Source organism: Pseudomonas sp. 2957 (genome assembly GCF_031456345.1).
In the GTDB taxonomy this organism is placed as follows: domain Bacteria; phylum Pseudomonadota; class Gammaproteobacteria; order Pseudomonadales; family Pseudomonadaceae; genus Aquipseudomonas; species Aquipseudomonas siliginis.
On record NZ_JAVDUL010000009.1, the window covers coordinates 78608 to 102182 of the forward strand.

Genomic DNA, 23575 nt, shown 5'->3' on the forward strand with positions numbered 1-23575 from the left:
GGGAGAGGGCTGGGGTGAGGGGCTGCTCGATAGAGTTACTCTCCCAGCTTCGCCCAGAATTCCTCCGCCGAAGGGCTGATCGGTGCGGTCGGGCGAGTCAGGTGTATTTCCAGTGGAATATCCCAACTGTCATCCAGCGCCCTGACCAGGCGCCCGTCAGCCATTTCCTGTTCGGTCAGGCTTTTCGGCAGCCAGGCCACGCCTTTGCTTTCCAGCGCCATCGACATCAGCACAGCCGCCAGATGGCTGCTGAACAGCGGTTTCAAATGCAGATAATCAGCCTTGCCATGCAACCTGTGGGCGACGATTCGGCCCAGGCCGGATTCGTGGGTGTAGGCCAGATAGGGCAGGGTTTCAGGCGACGTGCCGAACTGGGCTGAAGCACTCGCCAGCGGCACAAGTACGTCCTCGCCGACCTTCTTGCCAATGAACTGATCAGGCGCCAGCAACGGCGGAACGTCGGGGTGGCGATGGCACAACAGAAATTGCACCTGACCATGAATCAGCATCTGTTCGCACACGGCCATGCTGTCGGAATGCAGGCGAACCGCGTCGATCGGCGCGCCACTTTCGGCACTGCGCAACCAGCGCGGGAAGAAGGTGAATGACAGAGAGTGAGTGGCAGCGAACTGCAAGGTTTTCGCGGCCATGCCGGCCACTTCCTGAGCCTCGGAGCGCATGCGGTACAGGCGTCTGGCCGCTTCCTGAGCGCTGGGCAAAATCTGCCTGCCGGCCTCGGTCAGCGTCGCGCCCTGCGGAGTGCGCACGAACAATTCCACGCCCATCCAGTTCTCCAGTGAACGCACCCGACGACTGAATGCCGGCTGCGTCACATGGCGCGCTTCAGCGGCCCGGACGAAGCTGCCGTATTCGGCCAGCGCTGAAAAATCCTCAAGCCAAACCAGTTCCAAGGGCAATGCCTCCTGTGCATAGGGCGCGGCATTAATAGCATTGGGCGGGTGTCGTCGCAACGCATAACGTTGGCCCACCACAACAAGAGGAATCCGTCATGCGTATCGTCGATATCCGTGAAAAAACCGTCTCCATCGCTTCCCCGATCGCCAATGCCTACATCGATTTTTCGAAGATGACCTGCTCGGTCGTCGCGGTCATTACCGACGTGATTCGCGATGGTAAGCCGGTCATCGGTTACGGCTTCAACTCCAACGGTCGCTACGGTCAGGGCGCGTTGATGCGCGACCGTTTTCTGGCGCGGATCACCGAGGCCGACCCTGAAACCCTGATCGATCACGAGAACAATAACCTCGATCCGTTCGCCATCTGGAAAACCCTGATGACCAACGAAAAACCGGGCGGGCATGGCGAGCGTTCGGTAGCGGTCGGCACCATCGATATGGCGGTGTGGGACGCGGTGGCGAAGATCGAAGGCAAGCCGCTGTATCGCCTGCTCGCCGATCGTTATCGCAACGGCGTTGCCGATGACAAGGTCTGGGTGTATGCGGCGGGTGGCTATTACTACCCGGGCAAGGACCAGACCAAGCTCAAGGCCGAAATGCAGAGCTATCTGGATCGTGGCTACGACGTGGTCAAGATGAAGATCGGCGCGGTGCCGCTGGACGAAGATATCCGCCGCATTGAAGCGGTGCTCGAAGTGGTGGGCGACGGCCAGCGCCTGGCGGTCGATGCCAACGGCCGCTTCGATCTGCAGACCGGTATCGCGTACGCCGAAGCGATCAAGAAGTACAACCTGTTCTGGTACGAAGAAGTCGGCGACCCGCTGGATTATGCGCTCCAGGCCGAGCTGGCCAATCACTACGAACTGCCGATGGCCACTGGGGAAAACCTGTTCTCTCACCAGGACGCCCGCAACCTGTTGCGCCACGGCGGCATGCGCCCGGACCGCGATTACCTGCAATTCGACTGCGCGCTGTCCTACGGGCTCGTTGAGTACATGCGCACCCTGAAAGTGATGGAAGAGCTGGGTTGGTCTTCGCGCCGCGTGGTGCCACATGGTGGTCACCAGATGTCGCTGAACATCGCTGCCGGTCTGCACCTGGGCGGCAACGAATCGTACCCGGACGTGTTCCAGCCATTCGGCGGGTTTGCCGATGGTATCCGCGTGGAAAACGGCTACGTCGGGCTGCCGGATATCCCGGGGGTCGGCTTCGAAGCCAAGTCTGCGCTGTATGCCGTCATGCGCGAACTGGGCGAGGGCTGATTCGGTTTTATCTGCGGCCTCGATTTCCGAGGCCGCACCTTCAGGCGTCATCCTCGACGCCAAAGCCACATGCCCACCACAACAATAAAATGAGGTGCTTCCGTGGAAACTTCAAAATCACGCTGGTACAGCCAGCTCTATGTGCAGGTGCTGATCGGCATCGTCATCGGTGCTGCCATCGGTTACTTCGTGCCGGACATCGGCGCCAAGCTGCAGCCGTTCGCCGACGGTTTCATCAAGCTGATCAAGATGCTCCTGGCGCCGATCATTTTCGGCACGGTGGTGGTCGGTATCGCCAAGATGGGCAGTATCAAGGAGGTCGGTCGCATCGGTGTGAAAGCGCTGATCTACTTCGAGATTCTTTCCACCATCGCTCTGGTGGTCGGCCTGATCGTAGTCAACGTGGTCAAGCCCGGTGCCGGCATGAACATCAACGCCGGTACCCTCGATGGCAGCGCTGTCAACAAATACAGCCAGGCGGCGAGCGAGCAGGGCGGTCTGGTCGAATTCTTCCTCAATATCATCCCGCACACCTTCCTCGGCGCTTTTTCCAATGGCGTCATGCTGCAAGTGATTCTGTTATCGGTGCTGATGGGCGTCGCCTTGGTGCAAATGGGCGAAACCAGCAAACCGCTGATCAACACCATCGACCTGTTCCTGCAAGGCCTGTTCAAAATCGTCGCGATGGTCATGCGTCTGGCGCCGTTGGGCGCGGGGGCTGGCATGGCATTCACCATCGGCAAATACGGCATCGGCACTCTGCTTTCGCTGGGGCAGTTGCTGGTCGCGCTGTACATCACCACGCTGATTTTCATCGTCGTTGTATTGGGCGCGGTGGCGCGATGGTCGGGCATGCCGCTGATGCAGTTTCTGCGTTATTTCAAGGATGAAATCCTGATCACCCTGGGCACCTGTTCGACCGAAGCGGTGCTGCCGCGAATGATGGTCAAACTGGAAAAGCTCGGCTGCAAGAAGTCCGTGGTCGGCATGGTCCTGCCGACGGGCTACACGTTCAACGCGGACGGCACCTGCATCTACCTGACCATGGCGGCGATCTTCATCGCCCAGGCGACCAACACGCCGCTGACCTTCATGGATCAGATGATTCTGCTTGGCGTGTTCCTGCTGACCTCCAAGGGCTCGGCCGGTGTGGCGGGAGCAGGGTTTGTGACACTCGCGGCCACGCTCACCACCATTCACTCGATACCTCTGGTGGGCCTGGTGTTGCTGTTGGGCATCGACCGCTTCCTCAACGAGGCGCGAGCGGTGACCAACCTGATCGGCAACGGCATCGGCACCATCGCCATCGCCAAATGGGACAAGTCGTTCGATGTCGAAGCGTGCGAGCGGGAAATCGCCGCCATGAAGCAGGACAAGGCAGCGCGCAAGTCGCTGCTTGTGCATAAGTGATTCGGGCAACGTGAGCGCTTGATTGGCCTGCCGACGCGTACAGGTTTCAAGTCAGTTCAAAGGTTATGGACTGGGGGCGGGACGATGAGAATTGGCGCACTGACGAAAACCAGTCGGTGCTGGCACGCCACCAATCCCCAGCCATGCCAAAAAACCTGTGGGAGCGAGCTTGCTCGCGAAGGGGCCAGAACGGTCAACACGGATGGCGACCGGCAGAGCGCTTTCGCGAGCAAGCCCGTTTCCACAGTAGGTTGCGCGATTGCTGTCACAACAGTTGGCGATGTTCTTTCGCACCGGACAGTACAAGCAGTGGATTGCAAAACGTTCGCTATGAACCGTCAGGCCGGACCTGAACCCTCTACGTACGTCTGGATGACCTCATCCCAAGGCGGCGTTGCAGGGAACAACTCAAGCAAAAACGCCGTGAACGCTTTGACATTCGGGCTACCGCGACGGCTCTCCGGCCACAACGCGGTAATGGCGAAGCGTTCGACGGTGAACTGTGGCAGCACCGGGACCAGTTCGCCCCGACGAACATACGCCGCCGCTACGTAGTGCGGCGAAATACCGATGCCGCCGCCGGCAGCCAGCACCGCCGCGACCGCATCGCTGGCATCAACGGTGAAGGCCGCGTCGGGTGCCAGTTCCAACTGTCTGTCACCGGCTAGATACGGCCAGCGCAAACTCTGCCCGGTGCTTTGATAGCGGAAATTCACGCACTCATGCTCGGCGAGATCCTCGGCCGTAAGCGGAGTACCCTTGCGCTGCAGATAGTCCGGTGATGCGAACGCACCGATTCGATGCGGGCCCAGCGGGCGAGAAATCAGTCGCGAATCCGCAAGATTGCCAACCCGAACCGCGACGTCGATGCCTTGTTCGATGAGGTCGGCATACTGATCGCCGAGTCGTAGATCGATCGTCACCTTTGGATATTGCTCGCGAAATCTCGGCAGGGCCGGCGCGAGGATATTCAGTCCAATCGGCAACGGCGCGGTGACCTTCAATACGCCCGATGGCTCAGCGCGTGAAGCAACGGCGGCCTGATCGATGTCTTCGACTTCGCGCAGAATCCGCAGCGCCCGTTCGTATAGATCACGGCCCTCCGGGGTGAGTACCAGCGAGCGCGTGGTGCGAGTAAACAGCATCAGGCCGAAATGCTCTTCGAGCCGTTGCACGCTTTTGCTGATGGCCGACGGCGACACCGACAGTGCCCGAGCGGCAGCCGTGTAGCTGCCCAGCGAAGCCGCTCGTGCAAAGGCGATGAGCCCGGTTAAACGATCCAATCCAATTTGTGCCTTCATGGCACTAGTAAAGCGACTTCTGGCCCAATTATCAATGTGGCTTCCAAAACGTAGTCTTTGCCCATCGAACGCCATTCAGGTGTTCCAGATGGAGACTCAGCATGAACATCAGCCAAACCCTGCCTTCCACACTCACCGACAAAACCGTGGTCATTTTCGGCGGCACCTCCGGCATCGGCCTGGCCGCTGCGGTGCAAGCGAAAGCCGCTGGCGCCAAGGTCATCGTCATCGGCTCGAACGCTGCACGTGCCGAGCAGGCCGCCAGCGAGCACGGGCTCGATGGCTGGCGCGCGGCCGACGTGACCGATAGCCAGGCTCTCGATACTGCACTGGCCGATATCCTTCAGGTCGATCACCTCGTTCTGCTCGCCGGCACGTTTGTCGCTGGCACCGTGCGCGCGGCTGATCTCGATTATCTGCACCGCGCGTTCGACGAACGCATCTGGGCATCGATCAATGCGATTCGGGTCCTTGGCGACAGGCTGGCAAAAGACGGCTCGATCACGTTTATCTCCGGTTCTCTCGCTGATCGCCCGAATGCCTACGGCACCGCCGTACTCGCCGCCGCCTCGGCAGCCATGGAAGCACTGGCTCGCGGTCTGGCCCTTGAGTTGGCACCGGTGCGAGTCAACACGCTTTCGCCCGGCCCGATCAACACCCCGATTCTGGGCAAGGCACTGGGCGAGGGGCGGGATGCATTTGTCGCTTCTCTTGAGCAGGTGCTGCCCCTGCATCGCCTCGGCACAGCTGCAGAAGCGGGCGCGGCAGTGGTTTTCCTGATGAGCAACACCTTCATGAACGGCGCCGTGCTCAACATCGACGGCGGCGCACGCCTGGTTTGATCCTGCCCACCTTTTTGAGAGCCTGAACATGACATCGTTATTTGATTCCGTGCGCCTCGGCGCGCTCGATTTGCCCAACCGCATCCTGATGGCACCGATGACCCGCGCGCGCGGCACTCGCGAGCACGTCCCGACCGAGATGATGGTCGAGTATTACCGCCAGCGCGCCAGTGCCGGCCTGATCATTTCCGAAGCGATCGGCATCAGCCAGCAAGGTCTGGGCTGGCCGTATGCGACAGGCATTTGGTCGGCCGAACAGGTCGCCAGCTGGCGCAAGGTCACCGATGCCGTGCATGGCGCTGGCGGCCGGATCATCGCGCAGCTCTGGCACATGGGCCGGGTCGTGCACCCGAGTTTCCTTGGCGGCGGCCAGCCGGTTTCCGCATCGGTCACCACCGCGCCGGGACAGGCGCATACGTACGCCGGCAAGCAGCCGTATACACCGGCGCGTGCGTTGCCGCTGGAAGAAATTCCCGCACTGCTGGAAGACTTTCGTCAGGCCACTCGCAACGCAATCGAGGCGGGTTTCGATGGCGTGCAGATCCACGCCGCCAACGGCTATCTGCTCGACCAGTTCCTGCGCGACAGCGACAATTTTCGCACCGATGCGTACGGCGGCTCGATCAACAACCGTATCCGCTTGCTCAAGGAAGTGACCGAGGCGGTGGCCGAAGTCATCGGCGCCGACCGCACTGGCGTGCGCTTGACTCCAAGCAGCTACGAGCAGGGCATCCGCGACAGCGATCCCGAAGCGCTGTTCATCCGCGCCGCCGAAGTGCTGTCAGCGATTGGCATCGCTCATCTGGAAGTCCGCGAACCACCGCTGGACGGCACCTTCGGCAAGTCCGAACGCCCGCCACTGGCCGGGATGATTCGCGACGTGTTCAAAGGCGTGCTGATCCTCAATTCGGACTACGGTTTCGCCAGGGCACAAGCGCAACTGGATGCCGGGCTCGCCGATGCGATTGCGTTTGGACGGCCGTTTATAGCCAATCCGGATCTGCCGCTGAGATTCGCTCGGCAGTTGCCATTGGCGGAAAGCGAAATGAGCACTTGGTTCAGCCAGGGTTGGGAAGGGTATGGGGATTATCCGGCGGTGGATGGCGTTTGAATGTAGCGTCGGTGCCAGCCGCCGTGGCAGTGGATGCCCTGACGGGCTGGCCAGAACCCGGAAAAGCACGCTTAAGCCAGTCGCAAGAGACGGTTCGCGCTGTTGATATGAAAAGTGAGGCCTGTGATCAGGCCTCATTTGCGTTTTACCAACTCACCTGCAACGTTTCAACGCCGCGCCGTGCGCGTGCTCACATCCACCCAGACCGCCAGCACCAGAATGCTGCCCTTGACGATCATCTGCCAGTAACTGTCGACGTCGAGCATCGACATGCCGTTATCCAGGCTGGTGATCACCAGTGCGCCGAGGAGGGCGCCGTAGACGGTGCCGGAGCCGCCGCGCATGGAGGTGCCGCCGATGAAGCAGGCGGCGATGGCGTCGAGTTCGCCCATGCTGCCGGCGGACGGTGAGCCGGCGGCGAGGCGTGCGGTGTTGACCACGCCGGCGAGGGCGCACATCACGCCCATGATGCCGAAGATCCACAGCTTGACCGCTTGCACATTGATGCCCGACAGGCGCGTCGCTTCCATGTTGCTGCCGACCGAATAGACCCGGCGGCCGAACACAGTCTGGCTGGTGACGTAACTGAACACGCCGAGCAGAATCAGCAACAGCAGCACCGGCACGGGAATGCCGTCATAGCTGTTGAGGGTCTGGACGAAACCGGCCAGCACCGCGCCGATCACCAGCACGCGCACAACATCACGCACCAGCGAATGCGCCGCCAGGCCATGCAGGGCGCGATTGCGTCGTTGTTTCCAGGTCAGGAACACCGTCAGCACAAACAGCAGCACACCCAGGCCGGTGCCGATCGCGTGAGGCAGATATCCTTGGCCGACGTAGACCAGCTCCGGGGATACCGGGGCGATGGTGGTGCCGCCGGTGATCCCCAGCAAAATCCCGCGAAACGCCAACATGCCACCGAGGCCGACAATGAATGAGGGGATGCGCAAGTACGCCGCCATGTAGCCGTTGGCAAGCCCGATGACCAGACCGCACAGGGCAACCAGACTGAGATTCGCCAGCAGCGGAATGTGATAGACCACGTCGAGTATCGCCGCGAGGCCGCCGAGCAGACCGAGTAATGAACCCACCGACAAATCGATCTCGCCGCTGATGATCACCAGCACCATGCCGCAGGCGAGGATTCCGGTAATCGACATCTGCCGCAGCAGGTTGGACAGGTTGCGCGGGGTGAGGAAGCCGCCCTCGGTCTGCCAGCTGAAGAACAGCCAGATCAGCACCACGGCAAATACCAGCGCGAGCATCTTGTAGCGGGTGAACAGTTGTTTGACCTGATTCATTTACGCGGTTTTCCGATCATTATTGTTATGGCTGCCCGGCTGACTGAGGGCGGCGGCGAGTACCTGTTCCTGGGTCAGCTCATGGTTGACGAAATCGCCGCGCAACTGGCCTTCGCCGATCACCAGCACGCGGTCGGAGACGCCGAGCACTTCGGCCAGTTCCGATGAAACCATGATGATCGACACGCCTTCGGCGGCCAGCGCGCCCATCAATTTGTAGATCTCGTACTTGGCGCCGACGTCCACGCCTCGGGTCGGCTCGTCGAGAATCAGTACGCGCGGTTTGGCCAGCAGCATTTTCGCCAGCACGGCTTTCTGCTGGTTACCGCCCGACAGGCTGGTGATCGGCAGGGATGGACTTGCGGTCTTCAGATGCAGACGGGAGATTTCCCGGTCGATGCAGCCCAGTTCGGCTTCGGCATCGATGCGGGTCATTTTCGAATAGCTCTCGAGCACGGCGAGGGTGATGTTCTGACCGACACCGAGATCCGGAATGATGCCCTGGCGCTTGCGATCTTCGGGCACCAGGCACAGGCCGGCGCGGATCGCTTTCAGCGGCGTGCGCGTGTCGATCGGTCGGCCGTCCAGCCAGACTTCGCCCTCGTGGCGTCCGGGGTAGGCGCCGAACAGTGCGGTGACCAGTTCGGTGCGGCCGGCCCCGACCAGCCCGGCAATGCCGAGAATCTCGCCGCGCTTGAGGCTGAAGGAAATGTCGTCGACCCGTTTGCGCTTGGGGTTGTCGACGTCGTAGCAAGTGATGTGGCGCGCTTCGAAAATCACCTCGCCAATCTCGTGCGGCTCGCTGGGGTAGAGGTTGCTCATTTCGCGGCCGACCATCTGCGTGATGATCTGTGGAATGTCCATGTCGGCCATGGCGGTGGTAGCGATGTGTTTGCCGTCGCGGATCACCGAAATGGTGTCGCATACGGCGGCGACTTCATCGAGCTTGTGCGAGATGTAGACGCAGGCGACGCCCTTGGCTTTGAGGTCGCGGATGATGTCCAGCAGCACTTCGATTTCCGAGCGGCTCAGGGCCGAGGAGGGTTCGTCGAGAATCAGCAGACGCGCCTGTTTGTTCAAGGCCTTGGCGATTTCCACCAGTTGCTGATAGCCGCCGCCATACTGCGAAACCGGCAGCGACACGTTCATGTCCGGCACTTTCAATTCACGCATCAACGCTTCGGCACGGTGGATCATCGCCGGGTAGTTCATGCGCCCGCCGGGCAGCGTCAGCTCATGGCCCATGAAGATGTTTTCCGCCACCGACAGGTCGGGAACCAACGTCAGTTCCTGATGGATGATGACGATGCCGGCGGCTTCGGTTTCGCTGATCGATTGCGCCCTGAGCGGTTGCCCGTCCCAGAGGATTTCACCGTCCCAGGTGCCATGGGGATAGACCGCCGAGAGGATCTTCATCAGCGTCGACTTGCCGGCACCATTCTCGCCGCACAGCCCCACGCATTCGCCGGGCCGGACCTTGATGTCGATGCCGTTGAGCGCTTTGACACCGCCGAAGGTTTTGACGATGCCGTTCATTTGCAGCAGATAGTCGGACATGGAAAAGGCTCGTATACCAGGGACTCGAACATCACTGAACCTGTGTGGGAGCAAGCCTGCTCGCGAAGGGGCCTTTTCAGCCAGAGCTGTACTGACTGACACTCCGCTTTCGCGAGCAGGCTCGCTCCCACAGCTCTGATCAAGATTTACGACCGGATCACTGCCCGGCAATCTGCGCCTTGGTGTAGAAGCCATCCTGTTCGAGCAAGTCGATGTTGTCCTTGGTCAACGGCGTTGGCGTGAGCAGGATGGTGTCGACTTTCTTGCTGCCGTTGTCGTACTGCGAGGTGTAGGCCGGTTTTTCGTTGCGTGCCAGTTGCACCGAGAGCTTCGCCGCTTCGGACGCAATGAGTTTCAGCGGTTTGTACACGGTCATGGTTTGCGTGCCGGCGATTACGCGTTTGACCGCTGCGAGGTCAGCGTCCTGGCCGGAAATCGGCACCTTGCCGGCCAGCTGCTGCGCGGCCAGTGCCTGGATGGCGCCGCCAGCGGTGGCGTCGTTGGAGGCGACGATGCCGTCGATTTTGTTGTTGTTACGGGTCAGGGCATTTTCGACGATGCTCAGCGCTTCGGTCGGGTTCCATTCCTTGACCCACTGCTGGCCGACGATCTTGATATCGCCCTTGTCGATGGCGGGTTGCAGCACCTTCATCTGGCCTTCACGGAGGATCTTGGCGTTGTTGTCGGTGGGCGCGCCACCCAGCAAGAAGTAATTGCCCTTGGGCGCCGCTTTCAGCACGCCGCCGGCCTGCATCTCGCCGACCTTTTCGTTATCGAAGGAGATATAGGCGTCGACATCGGCGTTGAGAATCAGTCGGTCGTAAGACACCACTTTGATCCCGGCTTTCTTCGCCTCGGCCACGGCGTTGGTCAGCACTGTCGCGTTGAACGGCACGATGACAATCACATCGACGCCGCGAGAGATAAGGTTTTCGATCTGCGAAATCTGCTTCTGCTCGTTGGCGTCCGCCGATTGCACGAAGACTTTGGCGTCCATTTTTTCCGCCGCCGCGACGAAGTAATCGCGGTCGCGCGACCAGCGTTCCAGACGCAGGTCATCAATGGAAAACCCGATTTTCGGGTGGGTAGCGTCAGCCATTACCGGCAGGGCCAACAACGCCAGGGCACTGGCCAACAGCGTACGTTTCAAGTTCTTCATGGTGGTGCGTCCTTTTATTTTTGTTGGAAAGACACGGCCTGACGATGAATCGGGCTGGTAGAACTGTAGAGAATCTGCCGACGCAGCAGGCACAGAATTGTCGTGCAATTGTCACAGCGTGGTTGCGTCGGCAGAGGGTCTCGGCGATCAGCGATAGAGATAGCGGTTGACGATGTTTTCGAGCATTTCCTGGCGGCCGCTGACGGCTTGCGGGTTCAGCTCGTTGGTGAACGCGTGCTCGGCCAGCGACTCGAGATTGAAGTCGCCCGCCATCACTGCTTGCCCGAACGGCTGACGCCAGCCGGCGTAGCGTTGGTCCTTGAGGGTTTGCAATTGATCGTTCTTAACCATCGCGGCGGCGCGTTCCAGCGACAAGGCCAGAACGTCCATGGCGCCGACGTGGCCGTGGAACAGGTCGATCTCGTCGAGGCTCTGCCGGCGCACCTTGGAGTCGAAATTGAAGCCGCCATTCTTGAAACCGCCGGCCTTGAGGATTTCATAGGTCGCCAGGGTCATTTCTTCGACGCTGTTGGGGAACTGGTCGGTGTCCCAGCCGTTCTGCGGATCGCCACGGTTGGCGTCGATGCTGCCGAAAATTCCCAGCGAGGCGGCCGTGGCGATTTCGTGATGAAAGCTGTGGCCGGCCAGGGTCGCGTGGTTGGCCTCAATGTTGACCTTGATTTCCTTCTCCAGCCCGTACTGCTGAAGGAAGCCGAACACCGTGGCGCTGTCGTAATCGTACTGGTGCTTGGTCGGCTCCTGGGGCTTGGGCTCGATCAGCAGGTCACCGGTGAAACCGATCTTGTGCTTGTGCTCGACCACCATGCGCATAAAGCGCCCGAGTTGTTCGCGCTCACGTTTCAGGTCGGTATTGAGCAGGGTTTCGTAGCCCTCACGACCGCCCCACAGCACGTAGTTGGAGCCTTTGAGGCGATGGGTGGCGTTCATTGCGCTGAACACTTGCGCAGCGGCGCAGGCGAACACTTCCGGATCGGGATTGCTCGCGGCACCGGCGGCAAAACGTGGATTGCTGAAGCAGTTGGCAGTGCCCCAGAGCAACTTGATGCCGCTTTGTTCCTGATGCTGTTCGAGGCGGTCGACCATTTGCGCGAAGTGTTCGCGGTACTCCTTCAGCGAGTTGCCTTCGGGGGCGACGTCCGTGTCGTGAAAGCAGTAGTAATCGATGCCCAGTTTGCTGAAGAACTCGAATGCGGCTTGAGCCTTGCCGATGGCCAGTTGCATCGGCTCGCCGCTGCGTTGCCAGGGGCGTTTGAAGGTGCCGGCGCCGAACACATCGGAGCCCGGCCAGACGAAGGTGTGCCAGTAGCAGGCGGCCATGCGCAGGTGTTCGCGCATGGGTTTGCCGAGGATCAGTTTGTCGGCGTCGTAGTGACGAAAAGCGAGGGGCGAATCACTGTTCGGGCCTTCGTAGCGAACCGGCTCGATATTGGGGAAATACTGCATGGACCTTGTCCTTGTTGTTCTTGGCGGTGTCTCGATACTAGCAACGCCCCCGTGCCCGCTGATTATGAAAAGCCTCAACCGTGAGTGCGATTTTGCGTATTGAGCTTCAGCGCGCGCAGGCCTAGTCTGTGTCCATCGTCGCCGTGACATGGCGCCCGGAACAAAAACAATTTGAGGCCGCTTTCGCGAGCGGGCTCGCTCCCACATTTGATTCGTGTCGTTCACAAAACCGTGTGGGAGCGAGCCTGCTCGCGAATGGCTTTACGCAAAATCCGGATACTGAATGAAAAGCCTACCGCCCGTGCACCGCATCGCCCTGTTGTTCAACGGCAGCAAGATCTACGACCGTGGAATCATCAGCGGCATCGGCAACTACCTGAGCAGCACCCGCGCTTCCTGGGACCTGTTTCTGGAAGAGGACTTTCTTTGCCGCTTGAAGGGCATCGAGCGTTGGCAGGGTGACGGCATCATTGCCGACTTCGACGATCCGCTGATCGGCGAGGCGCTGGCCGACATTCATTTGCCGGTAGTGGCGGTCGGCGGTTCTTACGAGGATGCTCGCGCTTATCCGAAAGCGATTCCCTACGTTGCCACTGATAACAACGCACTGATCACTCTGGCTTATTCGCATCTGGTCGAGGCGGGGTTGCAGCGCTTCGCCTGTTTCAGTCTGCCGGAGGCGCAGGCCAATCGCTGGGCGCAGGAGCGGGAAAAAGCCTTTCGCAAACTGATGCAACGAGACGGCCTGCATGCCGAGATCTATCGCGGCATGGGCACCAGCGCGCCGCTGTGGGACAGCGCCGTCGAGCAACTGATCGCCTGGCTGCACAGCCTGCCGAAACCGATCGGCATCATCGCCGTCAGCGACGCGCGCGCCCGGCAGTTGCTGCAAGCCTGCCTGACCGCCGGCATTGCCGTGCCGGAGCAGGTCGCGCTGATCGGCATCGACAACGACCCGCTGACCCGCAGCCTGACTCGCGTACCGCTGAGTTCGGTGATTCAGGGCACCGAAACCATGGGCCGCACCGCCGCGCAATTGCTGCACCAGATGCTCCACGGCATGCCGTCCACCGGCACGCAGATTCTGATTCCACCGGACGCGGTCAACGTGCAGGTGTCGAGCTTGCATCAACCGTTGGGCAATCCCTACGTCATGCAAGCGCTGCTGTTCATCCGCCAATATGCCTGTCAGGGCATCAAGACCGCACAGGTGGCTGCGTATGTCGGGGTGTCGCGTTCATCACTGGAAGCGCATTTCCGCGCCGAGCGCGGTTGCAGCGTGCATGACGAGATTCTGCGTTTCAAACTGGCGGCGGCTACCAGCGGTTTGAAGAACACCGATGCGGCGATTGCCGACATTGCCCAGGCCTGCGGCTTCAAGTCTGCGCAGTATCTGCACACGGTGTTCCGTCGCGAGTTCGGCTGCACGCCCCGCGAGTATCAGCACGGCGGCGCATAGCGCTGCGAAGACTTACGCCAGCGCAGCGGCACTGGCTCTGGAGCGCCAGGCGAACGCCAGCACCATCAGCAGGCCCAGACCAGCCATCGCCGCGCCGGCCAGGGAAATCGCCGGATAACCCAGCCCGGCATTGATCACCGCGCCACCCAGCGCCGCGCCGATCGCGTTGCCGAAATTGAACGCACCGATGTTCACCGCCGAAGCCAGATTCGGCGCGTCCTTGGCGGCTTCCATCACGCGCATCTGCAGCGGCGGCACCAGAGCGAAGCTGGCGATACCCCAGATCAGAATGGCGACGGCGGCCGGCAGCGGCCAGCGCATCAGCACCGTGAACGCCAGCAACACCACAATCAATGCGCTCAGCGACACGATCAGGGTGCGGTCGATCGAACGGTCGGCAGCCTTGCCACCCCACATGTTGCCCAGGGTCAAACCGATTCCGAACAACACCAGCATGGCGGTGATGAACGCGGCGGAGGCGTGGGTTTCGCTGCTGAGAATCGGCGCGATGTAGGTGAACACGGTGAACATCGCACTCGAGCCGACCACGGTCAGGGCCAGTGCGGCCAGCACCGGACCTCGGCCTAGCACACGAATTTCCGCCAGCGCACCCGCGCCTTGCTCTGCTTTCAGATTGGGCAGGGCGAACCACAAGGCGATCATGGTCAGCACACCGAGGCCGGTAATGCCCCAGAACGCCGTGCGCCAGCCGAACAGCTCACCGAACCAGGCTGCCAGCGGCACACCGCCAATGGTCGCCAGGGTCAGGCCCATGAACATCGCCGCGACTGCGCCGGCACGTTTTTCCGGCGCGACCACGCTGGCGGCGACCACAGAGCCCACTCCGAAGAATGCGCCGTGATTGAGCGAGGTGATCACTCGGGCGACCATCAGGCTGGAGTAATCGGTGGCCAGCGCCGACATCAGGTTACCCAGGGTGAAAATCGCCATCAGCCCGATCAGCAGATAGCGCCGGGGGATCTTGCCGGTGGTCAGGGTCATCAGCGGCGCGCCGAGCAGCACGCCCAAGGCGTAGGCACTGACCAGCAACCCCGCAGCGGGAATGGAAACGCCGAGATCGGCGGCAATGCCGGGCAACATGCCCATCGGCGCGAACTCGGTGACGCCGATGCCAAAGGCGCCGACAGCGAGTGCAACAAGTGGTGGATTGATACGCATGGAAAGTCTCCTCATCTATGCCGCCAATGCTACGATCCATGGTTTTCCGGCGGTAGATGACGATTTTGGCAATCACCTTTGCGTAAGAGGCACGAATGGACTTCAACGGCAGGTCAGGGGAAATGAGCGTGTTCGTCACCGTGGCGCAGGAGGGCAGTCTCTCAGCTGCTGCGCGTGCGCTGGGACTGACGCCTTCGGCGGTCAGTCGGATCATCGCCCGCGCGGAACAACGACTTGGTACCCGCTTGCTGCTGCGCACCACCCGCGCACTCACTTTTACCGCCGAGGGCGAGGCCTTCCTGCGCGGTGCCCGGCGGATTCTCGCCGACATGGACGAAGTGGAAGGGGCCATCACCGATCAGGGCGTACCCAAGGGCCGCTTGCGCGTCAGTGCCGCCCTTGGCCATGGACGGCTGACCATTGTGCCGCTGGTCGCAGCCTTCACCGCCCGTTACCCGAACATCGTGGTCGACCTCAGCCTTGGCGACGAAGTCGTTGACATCCTCGCCGGCCAGGCGGACGTCGCCATACGTTTCGGCCATCTGCCCGACAGCCCGTTGACCGCGCGCCGGCTCGGCCACACCGGCCAGGTGGTCGTGGCATCGCCCGACTATCTGGAACGTCATGGCACGCCTCAGCAACCCGAAGACCTGCTCAAGCACAACTGCCTGCGCTTCAACTTCCGCCGCGCCGAAGCCAACTGGCCGTTCATCCGCGACGGCAAGGAGTTCTCGCTGAAAGTCAGCGGCAACATCGAATGCAGCAGCGGCGAAGCACTGGCCCAGTTCGCCAGACTCGGCGCCGGAATTGCGCGGATTGGCGAGTTCACCGTCAGGGAAGACTTGCAGTGCGGCGCGCTGATCCCGCTGCTGCAAGCGTTCAACCCGGGCGATGAGGAACCGATTCATGCGGTGTTCGTCGGCGGCGCGGCGATGCCGGTGCGGGTGCGCTTGTTTGTGGATTTTTTGCTGGAGCAGCATCGGATGTAGACGTGCTGTGCGGATTCTGCGGGTCGTCCATGACCCGCAGACTGGCGGCTAAATGGTCGGGATGGTGCCGCCGTCGATCACAAATTCACTCCCGGTGATCGACGCTGCTCGCGGCGATGCCAGGAACCCGATCAGCTCAGCCACTTCAACTGGCGTCGACGGGCGGCCGAGCGGGATACCGCCCAGGGCCTGCATGATGATGTCCTTGCCACCTTGATAGTCAGTGCCTGCCTCCTGCGCGAGTCGCTCGGCGAATGCCACCGACGCTTCGGTTTCAACCCAGCCCGGCGATACCCGCACGACGCGAACCCCCTTGGGTGACACTTCTTTCGACAGGCTTTTGCTGTAGGTCGACAGCGCAGCCTTGGCCGCCGCGTACGCCGTCGTTGATTCCGGCAGTGGCAGCCTACTCTGGATGGATGTGACATGGATCACCACGCCATTACGACGCTCGAGCATGCCCGGCAGCACGGCACGATCTAGGCGCACCGCTGGCAGCAAATTCAGATTGAGTTCGCGTTGCCACTGCTCCTCGTCCAGCGCTGCAAAACCACCACCGGGGGCCGACGAGCCACCCAGGACATGGATCACTATGTCGACGCCGCCCAGTTGCTGTTGGACCGCAGCGATGAGTGCGTCACAACCTTCCCGTGTCGAAAGATCAGCCGCAACCAGCAGTGCGCCCGGCATTTCGACCTCCACTTGCCGAGCCGAGGTGATGACCTTTGCGTCCTCGGCCAGGAACCACTCGACCACTGCTTTGCCGATTCCCTTGGTACCGCCGGTGACGAGCACCCGCTTGCCAGTCAATCCTGAATTCAGCATGGCGAGATCTCCAGCGCGAGGAATTGATGGATTGCGTCGGAGATTTTTTTCTCGTCGGTGACCGTGAGATACGTTTGCACGACGTTGGAAAGTTGAAGGTTCATTGCCTGACTCCTGATTGATGGTCTGGAGTCATCTTGCTGCGCCACAGATAGTTTGTTCAACTGGGACAAACCTTAATGACCTATCCCGAAAATGAGGACAATCCATGGCCCAGGATCGCTTAGCCCTTAATGAACTGGATGCCGTTATAGCGGTGGCACGCAGGGGGTCGTTCCGCCAGGCTGCCATTGATCTCGACGTTTCGACCACCGCGCTGAGCAACACCATTGCGCAACTGGAAACGCGCCTAGAATCGCGCCTGTTCAACCGCACCACCCGCAGCGTCGCCATCACCGAAGCGGGCAGGGTGTTTCTCGAGCAAGTGGGGCCAGCCTTGCACGACTTGCGCGCGGCACTGGATGCAGTGCGATCGCAGAATGCCGGACCCTCGGGAACGCTGCGCATCAACGCATTCGCCAGCGCTGCTCGTTCGGCGCTGCTGCCACTGGTGATCGAGTTTTTGCAGCAGCATCCGAAAGTCCACATTGACCTTGTGACCGAAGGGCGCCTGGTGGATATCGTGGCTGACGGCTTCGATTTCGGCGTGCGCTCGGCAGGCCTTGTGCCCAACGATGTGATTGTGGTGCCTGTCGGCCCGCCGCAACGTTACGCGGTGGTCGGTTCGCCGGGGTATTTTGCACAACACGGCAAACCGCGCTCGCCGTCCGATCTGCCCGGGCATCGATGCATCCGCGTACGACTGCCGAACGGGGCGATTTTCCCTTGGTATTTCGAGCGCGACGGCGAAGTCATTCGTCTGGATGTGAACGGGCCGCTGACCCTGGATGAATCGAGCGTGGTCAAGGTGGCGGTGCAGGCGGATATGGGGCTGGGCTTTTTCATGGAGCAGGACGTTCGTGACGAAATCCGCAGCGGCGAGTTCGTGCAGGTACTCAAGGACTGGACCCCGCCCCGAGACAGGTTGTGCCTGTACTACCCGAACCGCCGCAATCCCTCTGCGGCCGCCAGGGCATTCATCGAACTGGCTCGCGTCAGGCAGGCTGATCAGGCTTGACCTGGCGCAGGGCTCAGGCGATCAAGCCCAGTGTCAGCCCCTTCAGAGTGGCGGCTGCACGGGTCGAGCATTGCAATTTGCGAAAGATGCTTTCCATGTGCGTGCGTACCGTGCTCGGACTGATATCCAACAGTTGCGCGACTTGCTTGTTGCTGGCGCCACGGCTGATCTCCAGAAGAATGCGGCACTCACGGGCTGTCAGCAGCGAAGGCTTGGGTTGCCGCAGGCGGCGCTCGCCACTGGCGGCGGCAATGACCGCTTCGCAGACATCGTTATCGAACAGACCACGGCCAGCATCCTGTTTGAGTAGCGTGGCTGCTGCGGCTTCGTCGTGGGCTGTTCGCCATGGCCGGGCTTGCCTCAACGCTACCCAGGCGACCGAGGTGGCGAACAGCCGATGTTCGGCATTCAGTGCATCACCGGCCACGCCGCGAAAATAGCCGCTGCCATCGAGCCGTTCATACGCGTGGGTGGCTATTTCGGCGGGCGCGGCCAGTTCAGGAACCGGTCGGAGCGCCTGTTGCGTCCAGTAAGGCACCAGCCGCACTCGCTCTGCCGCACCGTAGGGCAGCGACCCCGGGCTATTCCATAGGTGATTGGAAACGGCTGCGCGGCCGAGACCGTAAATCAGCGCGGACTTGCCAATGTTTGCCAAAGCCGGCTCACCCAGCCCCCACAGGCGCGCAGCTTCCACGGCAACATGCGCGACCTGACGCGAATGCCCGGCCAGCCATGGCAGCTTCAAGTCAATGACGTCTCCGACCAAAGTCAGCGAGACACGACGCTGCTCAGGCGCGGGTTCAACTTTTGTGCAAAGCGTTTCCAGATCCGCCAGCCAGGCCTTGGCATTGGCCACCAGCAACGACACCAGCGACGCTGGATAGCGCCGATCCGACTGCTCGTTGATCCAGCGCAACGCCGCGTCCAGGCCGTGAGCGCGAGTGAGAATATCCAGATCACCGGCCATGACCACCTGATAGGCCACCTCCGGGATATGTTCATGCGCCACGCCGAGCGGTCGGCCAGTGCCGTCGTAGGTTTCGAACACCCGACACAGGCCCGCTTCGACGGCGGTTCCGAGCTGGAGGGTTTTGGCGATTGCACCGGACACTTCACAGTGCACCACGGCCAGCGGGGTTGCCTGATGCACCGCGTTCATCTGCTCATTGCCCAGGGTCAGATCGAGCATTGCGCGGCGACCATCGACGTCGTCACCCAGCAGGTCGGCAAAGCCTTCGGCGTTGGCCGTGCACCCAGACCAGCGCAGCAAGGCAATCTGCTCTGCAACCTGCAGATGCTCACCGTCGCCGTGGCATGCCTGCGCGAGCATCCGCGCCAAAGCGGCAACGCGCCGGGAGTGACCGAGCGGTTGCCCCATGCTGAGGTCACCGACCTGGGCGATGGTTGCCAGTGCGCCGTCCAGTGAGATGTCCAGTTGCAAGCCACTATCCATGAAAAATGCCCCGGGGTCGGATAATTGACCGATGCCCACATCGCAGGCCGGCCAGCACACTCTGAACTCCCGAACAGGAGCTCATCCAATGAAAACAATCAAATCGAAATTCGCCACCGTCGCCTTTGCCCTGGCCAGTACCTTCATGGCCGGCGCCAGCCACGCGCAGGATACAACGCCTTCGGTGGTGATCGTACACGGCGCCTTCGCCGACGGTTCCGACTGGGCCAAAGTGGTGCCACTGCTGCAAGCCAAAGGCGTGGCCGTTACCGTTGTGCAAAATCCGCTCACCTCGCTGGCCGATGATGTTGCCGCCACGCGCCGCGCGCTGAACAACCAGCAGGGCAAGGTGGTGCTGGTCGGTCACTCCTGGGGCGGCACGGTGATCACCGAAGCCGGCAACGACCAGAAAGTGAGCGCTCTGGTGTACGTCGCCGCCTTCGCGCCAGAGGCCGGGCAAACCAGCGGCGAGCAGGGTAAAGGCGCGCCGACGCCGCCGGGCATCAGTCAGATCAAGGCCGACGGTAACGGCTTCCTCTATCTGACCGCTGAAGGCATGGCCAAGGATTTCGCTCAGGATCTGCCGGCCGCGCAGACCGCCGTCATGACCGCCACACAGGGGCCGATCAAGGCCTCGGCTTTCGAAGATAAAACCACCGTTTCGGCCTGGAAAACCAAGCCGTCCTGGTACCTGCTCGCTACCGAAGACCGGATGATTCATCCCGACGTCCAGCGGTCTGCCGCCAAGCGCATCAGTGCGACCCTCGCCGAGGTGAAGTCCAGCCATGTCCCGCAGCAGTCGCAGCCGGCGCAAGTCGCGGCGGTGATTCTCAAGGCCGTGCACGGCGTTGCTGAGCAGTGATCGCGGCATCGAAGGAGAGTGGGCGTATGAACCCTCGAAGCGCTCACGACTACGATTTCATTGTCTGTGGTGCCGGCACGTCGGGCTGCGTGGTCGCTGCGCGGCTTGCCGATCAGTCAGGCGCACGGGTTCTGCTGATTGAAGCCGGCGAAGGTTACTCAGGCCCCGAGGTGACCGAACCGGCGCAATGGCCGCTGAACCTCGGCTCCGCGCGCGACTGGGCATTCGAGGGGCAATCCGATCCACGCCTCAACGGTCGACGGCTCCCGCTGAGCATGGGCAAGGGGCTCGGTGGAGGTTCGAGCATCAACGTGATGGTCTGGTCGCGCGGCCATCGCGCCGATTGGGAGCATTTTGCTGCCGAGTCTGGCGACCCGGCCTGGGGCTACGCATCGGTTCTCGATTACTACCGCAGGATCGAAAACTGGCAAGGCAGCCCGGACGCCACTCGGCGTGGTTCAGGTGGGCCGGTACATGTCGAACAGCCGGCCACGCCTCAACCCCTTGCGTGGGCAACGCTGGAGGCGGCCAGCGATCTGGGCATCCCCCGATTCGACAGTCCCAATGGCGAGATGATGGAAGGCGCAGGTGGGATCGCTGTCACCGACCTGCGCATCAAACAGGGCAAGCGCGAATCGGTTTACGACGCTTACATCCAGCCACGCTTGCAATGTCCAAATCTGACGGTGCTGACCGGAGCCTTAGTGACCCGCGTGTTGCTGGTCGGCACCCGGGCCGTCGGTGTCGAAGTGTTGATCGCCGGCGAGCGGCGCTGCTTTCATGCCGCAGCTGAAGTCATCCTGTCCATGGGCGCGGTGCAATCACCGAAAGTGCTCATGCAGTCGGGCATCGGCCCGGCGGATGAACTGCGAAAACACGGCATCGCACCGGTCGTTCATCTACCCGGTGTGGGCGAGAATTTGCAGGATCATCTGGCGTTCGCTTGCACGTGGGAGTATCGACAACCCCAGGCCGTCGCTGGCAGCGGATGCGAAACCACCTTGTACTGGAAAAGCGACAGCCGCCTGGAAGCCCCGGACCTGTTGCAGTGCCAGTTGGCATTCGCGGTACCGTCTCCGCCTGAGGTCGCCATCGAGCCGCCGGAGCATGGCTGGACCATGTTCGCCGGGCTTGCCAGACCTGCCAGTCGCGGACGCTTGCGGTTGTCGGGTGCTGGGCCGCTGGATGCACCGATCATTGAGCCGAACTCCCTGAGCGAGCCCGAGGACATGGCCGCAGCCCATGCGTCGATCGAACTGTGCCGCGCACTCGGCAACAGCCAGGCCTTCAATGCGCTGATCAAGCGCGAAGTCGTGCCCGGTCCCAGAGAGCGTCGCGCTATGGAACAGTTCATCCGCAATTCGGCCGTGACCTACTGGCACCTGTCGTGCACGGCAAAAATGGGCCGCGATGCGCTGTCGGTGGTTGACCACCAATTACGCGTGTACGGGATCGACGGGCTGCGCGTTGCAGATGCCTCGATCATGCCGCGCATTACCGTTGGCAACACGATGGCGCCGTGTGTCGTTATTGGTGAGCGGGCGGCGGATATGCTTCTGGCTGCGTATGGGGTGACGATGGCGAACACCATGCCTTGAAGGTAATGGCCGTGCGGGCGGGGCGGCAAATCCCGGCCTGCCGTCCAGGGTGGGACGATGAGTCGAGTCAGTCGATTCAATTCATCGGCACGGCGAACACGGCACTGGCGCGCGCAACCGTTCGCTCACCGACGTGCAGACTGACGCCAGCAAACGCCAATTGGCGGCCCTTTCTGGAGTGCTCAAGACGCACTTCGAGCCACTCGTTGATTTGCACCGCGCCGAGATAATCCAGGGTCATGCTCGCGGTGATCAACGGCTGCGGCGGATCGCTGGAAAAGGCCATGGCGTAACCCATGCCCACGTCCGCCAGTGTCGCCAATACACCGCCATGCAAAGTGCCACGGCCATTGGCGTGGCGGGAGTCGGTCAGTAAACCCAATTCCAAGTGCAGCCCCTGACCCCTGGCGTAGATCGGGCCGAGCAGATCCAGCAACGGACTGCTGCGGGTCAATGGAGTGAAACCTTCGGGAATGGCCGTGGTGTTCATGTTCCCATCCTGATGCAGGCGACTGACCTGCATGATTGGGCGAGGAAACGCAGGAGGGGGCAAGCACTATGCGAACGGGGAATTTGCTGCAATAAATGCGCGGAGCGTGGCACTGAAAATCAGTGCGACGACACAAACGGCGAAGCACTCGTCGGTGCCGGCAGCGCATAGGCCGTTTTCATCCACGCCACTTCCGCTAGCGGTGTGCGGCCGAAGAGGCGTTTGAAGTCGCGGCTGAATTGCGAGGCGCTTTCGTAACCGACCAGAAACGCAGATTTTGCCGCGGTCAGGTCGTTACGCAGCATCAGCAATCGCGCCTGGTGCAGCCGCGTCGACTTCAGATACTGCATCGGCGAGGAATCGGTAACCTTGCGAAAGTGCAGATGAAAATTCGGCACACTCATCTGCGCTTCCTCGGCCAGGGTTTCTACGTCGAGATGCTGGTGATAGCAACTGTGGATCTTGTGGATGGCGCGGGTCACTTTGCCGAACTGGCCTTGTTGGGCGATGGCGGCGCGCAGGGTGCCACCTTGTTCGCCGGTGAGGATACGGTAGTAAAGCTCGCGCAGCATCGCCGGGCCGAGGATTTGCGCGTCGGCATCGTTGCTCATCACTTCAAGAAAGCGCAGGGTCGATTGGCGTAGCGGTTCGTCGAGAGGCGAGGCGTACATGCCCATCGGCTGCGCTGTGGGGAAATCCCACAGCTCATCCACTTGCTGAATCAGCTCGCCAGCCAGGGCGAAATCCAGACGCACGTACACCGCGAGCATCGGCTCGGCTTCGCTGGCGCAGGTTTCCATGGTGAAGGGTACCGGCACCGACACCACCAGATAGTGCTGAGCGTCGTAGACGTAGATTTCATCGCCGAGATAGCCGCGTTTGCGCCCCTGACAGAGGATGACGATGCCCGGTTCATACAGCACCGGCGTGCGGGTCAGCGGTCGGTTGGAACGCAGGAAACGTACATCGTCCAGCGGGCTCAGGTTGTAGCCCTCCAGCGGGGCGAGCTGGCTCATTAACTGGACCATGCGCGCTGTGATTGGGTCTTTCGGTTTCGGCATGGGCTGTGGGTTTCCTTGTGAAAAGGCGCGTTCGAACCTGTCTGGCTGATTGGCGGGGTGTCAGACAGAGCCCTCACCCTAGCCCTCTCCCAGAGGGAGAGGGGACTGACCGTGGTGTTAGATCGGGATCTGCCGACCTGAAATATCGCGCCGAATGCTGACCGCGCTGTTCTAGCGTAATAAGCCCTGCGGAAATCTTCGAGGCAGGCTCAGGA

General features: G+C 61.5%; 20 protein-coding genes. 9 read left to right on the plus strand and 11 right to left on the minus strand.

What is annotated here, in order from left to right:
• Positions 1–35 precede the first annotated feature (35 nt).
• Positions 36–911, minus strand: a complete 876-nt coding sequence (locus tag J2Y39_RS26200; protein ID WP_056784881.1) for a LysR family transcriptional regulator — start codon at positions 909–911, stop codon at positions 36–38.
• A 98-nt stretch (positions 912–1009) separates the two neighbouring features.
• Between J2Y39_RS26200 and J2Y39_RS26205 the strand changes: the two genes are divergently transcribed.
• Together J2Y39_RS26205 and dctA are read left to right on the plus strand one after the other, a co-directional pair.
• Positions 1010–2179 (plus strand): mandelate racemase/muconate lactonizing enzyme family protein, encoded by a 1170-nt coding sequence (locus J2Y39_RS26205; RefSeq protein ID WP_252883610.1) that lies wholly within the window; start codon positions 1010–1012, stop codon positions 2177–2179.
• 102 nt (positions 2180–2281) lie between these two features.
• On the plus strand, positions 2282–3589 hold the full coding sequence (gene dctA, locus J2Y39_RS26210) for a C4-dicarboxylate transporter DctA (protein WP_042610193.1): 1308 nt from the start codon (positions 2282–2284) through the stop codon (positions 3587–3589).
• 338 nt (positions 3590–3927) lie between these two features.
• On the opposite strand, the gene J2Y39_RS26215 is transcribed toward dctA, so the two are convergent.
• Positions 3928–4965: a LysR family transcriptional regulator gene (locus J2Y39_RS26215; RefSeq protein ID WP_236708157.1), complete on the minus strand. Its 1038-nt coding sequence runs from the start codon at positions 4963–4965 to the stop codon at positions 3928–3930.
• A 26-nt stretch (positions 4966–4991) separates the two neighbouring features.
• Here J2Y39_RS26215 and J2Y39_RS26220 point away from each other — a divergent pair, with 26 nt between their 5' ends.
• Both J2Y39_RS26220 and J2Y39_RS26225 read left to right on the plus strand, forming a co-directional pair.
• Positions 4992–5732: an SDR family oxidoreductase gene (locus J2Y39_RS26220; protein ID WP_056784894.1), complete on the plus strand. Its 741-nt coding sequence runs from the start codon at positions 4992–4994 to the stop codon at positions 5730–5732.
• A 28-nt stretch (positions 5733–5760) separates the two neighbouring features.
• The gene (locus J2Y39_RS26225) at positions 5761–6843 is read left to right on the plus strand and encodes an alkene reductase (RefSeq protein ID WP_252869259.1); all 1083 of its coding nucleotides are present in this window, start codon (positions 5761–5763) and stop codon (positions 6841–6843) included.
• 167 nt (positions 6844–7010) lie between these two features.
• Here the strand turns inward: J2Y39_RS26225 and J2Y39_RS26230 are convergent, their stop codons facing one another.
• The 4 genes from J2Y39_RS26230 to xylA all read right to left on the minus strand — a co-directional run bounded on the left by J2Y39_RS26230 (position 7011) and on the right by xylA (position 12327).
• Positions 7011–8147: a sugar ABC transporter permease gene (locus tag J2Y39_RS26230; RefSeq protein WP_076563313.1), complete on the minus strand. Its 1137-nt coding sequence runs from the start codon at positions 8145–8147 to the stop codon at positions 7011–7013.
• Entirely contained in the window at positions 8148–9704 is a 1557-nt protein-coding gene (gene xylG, locus J2Y39_RS26235) for a D-xylose ABC transporter ATP-binding protein (protein ID WP_110599153.1), read from the minus strand.
• A gap of 157 nt (positions 9705–9861) precedes the next feature.
• Positions 9862–10863 carry a D-xylose ABC transporter substrate-binding protein gene (gene xylF, locus J2Y39_RS26240; protein ID WP_016774327.1) on the minus strand — a complete coding sequence of 334 codons (1002 nt, stop codon included), beginning with the start codon at positions 10861–10863 and terminating at the stop codon, positions 9862–9864.
• 147 nt (positions 10864–11010) lie between these two features.
• Entirely contained in the window at positions 11011–12327 is a 1317-nt protein-coding gene (xylA, locus tag J2Y39_RS26245; RefSeq protein ID WP_310220469.1) for a xylose isomerase, read from the minus strand.
• 283 nt (positions 12328–12610) lie between these two features.
• On the opposite strand from xylA, the gene J2Y39_RS26250 reads away from it, so the two are divergent.
• Positions 12611–13786: a DNA-binding transcriptional regulator gene (locus tag J2Y39_RS26250; protein ID WP_122881891.1), complete on the plus strand. Its 1176-nt coding sequence runs from the start codon at positions 12611–12613 to the stop codon at positions 13784–13786.
• Between the two features lie 12 nt (positions 13787–13798).
• Here the strand turns inward: J2Y39_RS26250 and J2Y39_RS26255 are convergent, their stop codons facing one another.
• Positions 13799–14965, minus strand: a complete 1167-nt coding sequence (locus tag J2Y39_RS26255) for an MFS transporter (protein WP_258711502.1) — start codon at positions 14963–14965, stop codon at positions 13799–13801.
• A gap of 95 nt (positions 14966–15060) precedes the next feature.
• Here J2Y39_RS26255 and J2Y39_RS26260 point away from each other — a divergent pair, with 95 nt between their 5' ends.
• Positions 15061–15954 (plus strand): LysR family transcriptional regulator, encoded by an 894-nt coding sequence (locus J2Y39_RS26260; protein WP_095179644.1) that lies wholly within the window; start codon positions 15061–15063, stop codon positions 15952–15954.
• 48 nt (positions 15955–16002) lie between these two features.
• Here J2Y39_RS26260 and J2Y39_RS26265 read toward each other — a convergent pair whose 3' ends face one another.
• A complete protein-coding gene (locus J2Y39_RS26265) occupies positions 16003–16779 on the minus strand; it encodes an SDR family oxidoreductase (protein ID WP_095179645.1) in 777 nt (258 codons plus the stop codon).
• 208 nt (positions 16780–16987) lie between these two features.
• Between J2Y39_RS26265 and J2Y39_RS26270 the strand changes: the two genes are divergently transcribed.
• Positions 16988–17896, plus strand: a complete 909-nt coding sequence (locus J2Y39_RS26270) for a LysR substrate-binding domain-containing protein (RefSeq protein WP_310220474.1) — start codon at positions 16988–16990, stop codon at positions 17894–17896.
• A gap of 13 nt (positions 17897–17909) precedes the next feature.
• Here J2Y39_RS26270 and J2Y39_RS26275 read toward each other — a convergent pair whose 3' ends face one another.
• A complete protein-coding gene (locus J2Y39_RS26275) occupies positions 17910–19349 on the minus strand; it encodes an HD domain-containing phosphohydrolase (RefSeq protein WP_310220477.1) in 1440 nt (479 codons plus the stop codon).
• An 88-nt stretch (positions 19350–19437) separates the two neighbouring features.
• Between J2Y39_RS26275 and J2Y39_RS26280 the strand changes: the two genes are divergently transcribed.
• Together J2Y39_RS26280 and J2Y39_RS26285 are read left to right on the plus strand one after the other, a co-directional pair.
• A complete protein-coding gene (locus tag J2Y39_RS26280) occupies positions 19438–20211 on the plus strand; it encodes an alpha/beta fold hydrolase (RefSeq protein ID WP_252885811.1) in 774 nt (257 codons plus the stop codon).
• A gap of 26 nt (positions 20212–20237) precedes the next feature.
• On the plus strand, positions 20238–21809 hold the full coding sequence (locus J2Y39_RS26285; protein ID WP_252887736.1) for a GMC family oxidoreductase: 1572 nt from the start codon (positions 20238–20240) through the stop codon (positions 21807–21809).
• A 76-nt stretch (positions 21810–21885) separates the two neighbouring features.
• Here the strand turns inward: J2Y39_RS26285 and J2Y39_RS26290 are convergent, their stop codons facing one another.
• Both J2Y39_RS26290 and J2Y39_RS26295 read right to left on the minus strand, forming a co-directional pair.
• On the minus strand, positions 21886–22299 hold the full coding sequence (locus tag J2Y39_RS26290) for a PaaI family thioesterase (RefSeq protein ID WP_041480531.1): 414 nt from the start codon (positions 22297–22299) through the stop codon (positions 21886–21888).
• A gap of 119 nt (positions 22300–22418) precedes the next feature.
• A complete protein-coding gene (locus tag J2Y39_RS26295) occupies positions 22419–23360 on the minus strand; it encodes an AraC family transcriptional regulator (protein ID WP_056784919.1) in 942 nt (313 codons plus the stop codon).
• Between the last annotated feature and the right edge of the window lie 215 nt (positions 23361–23575).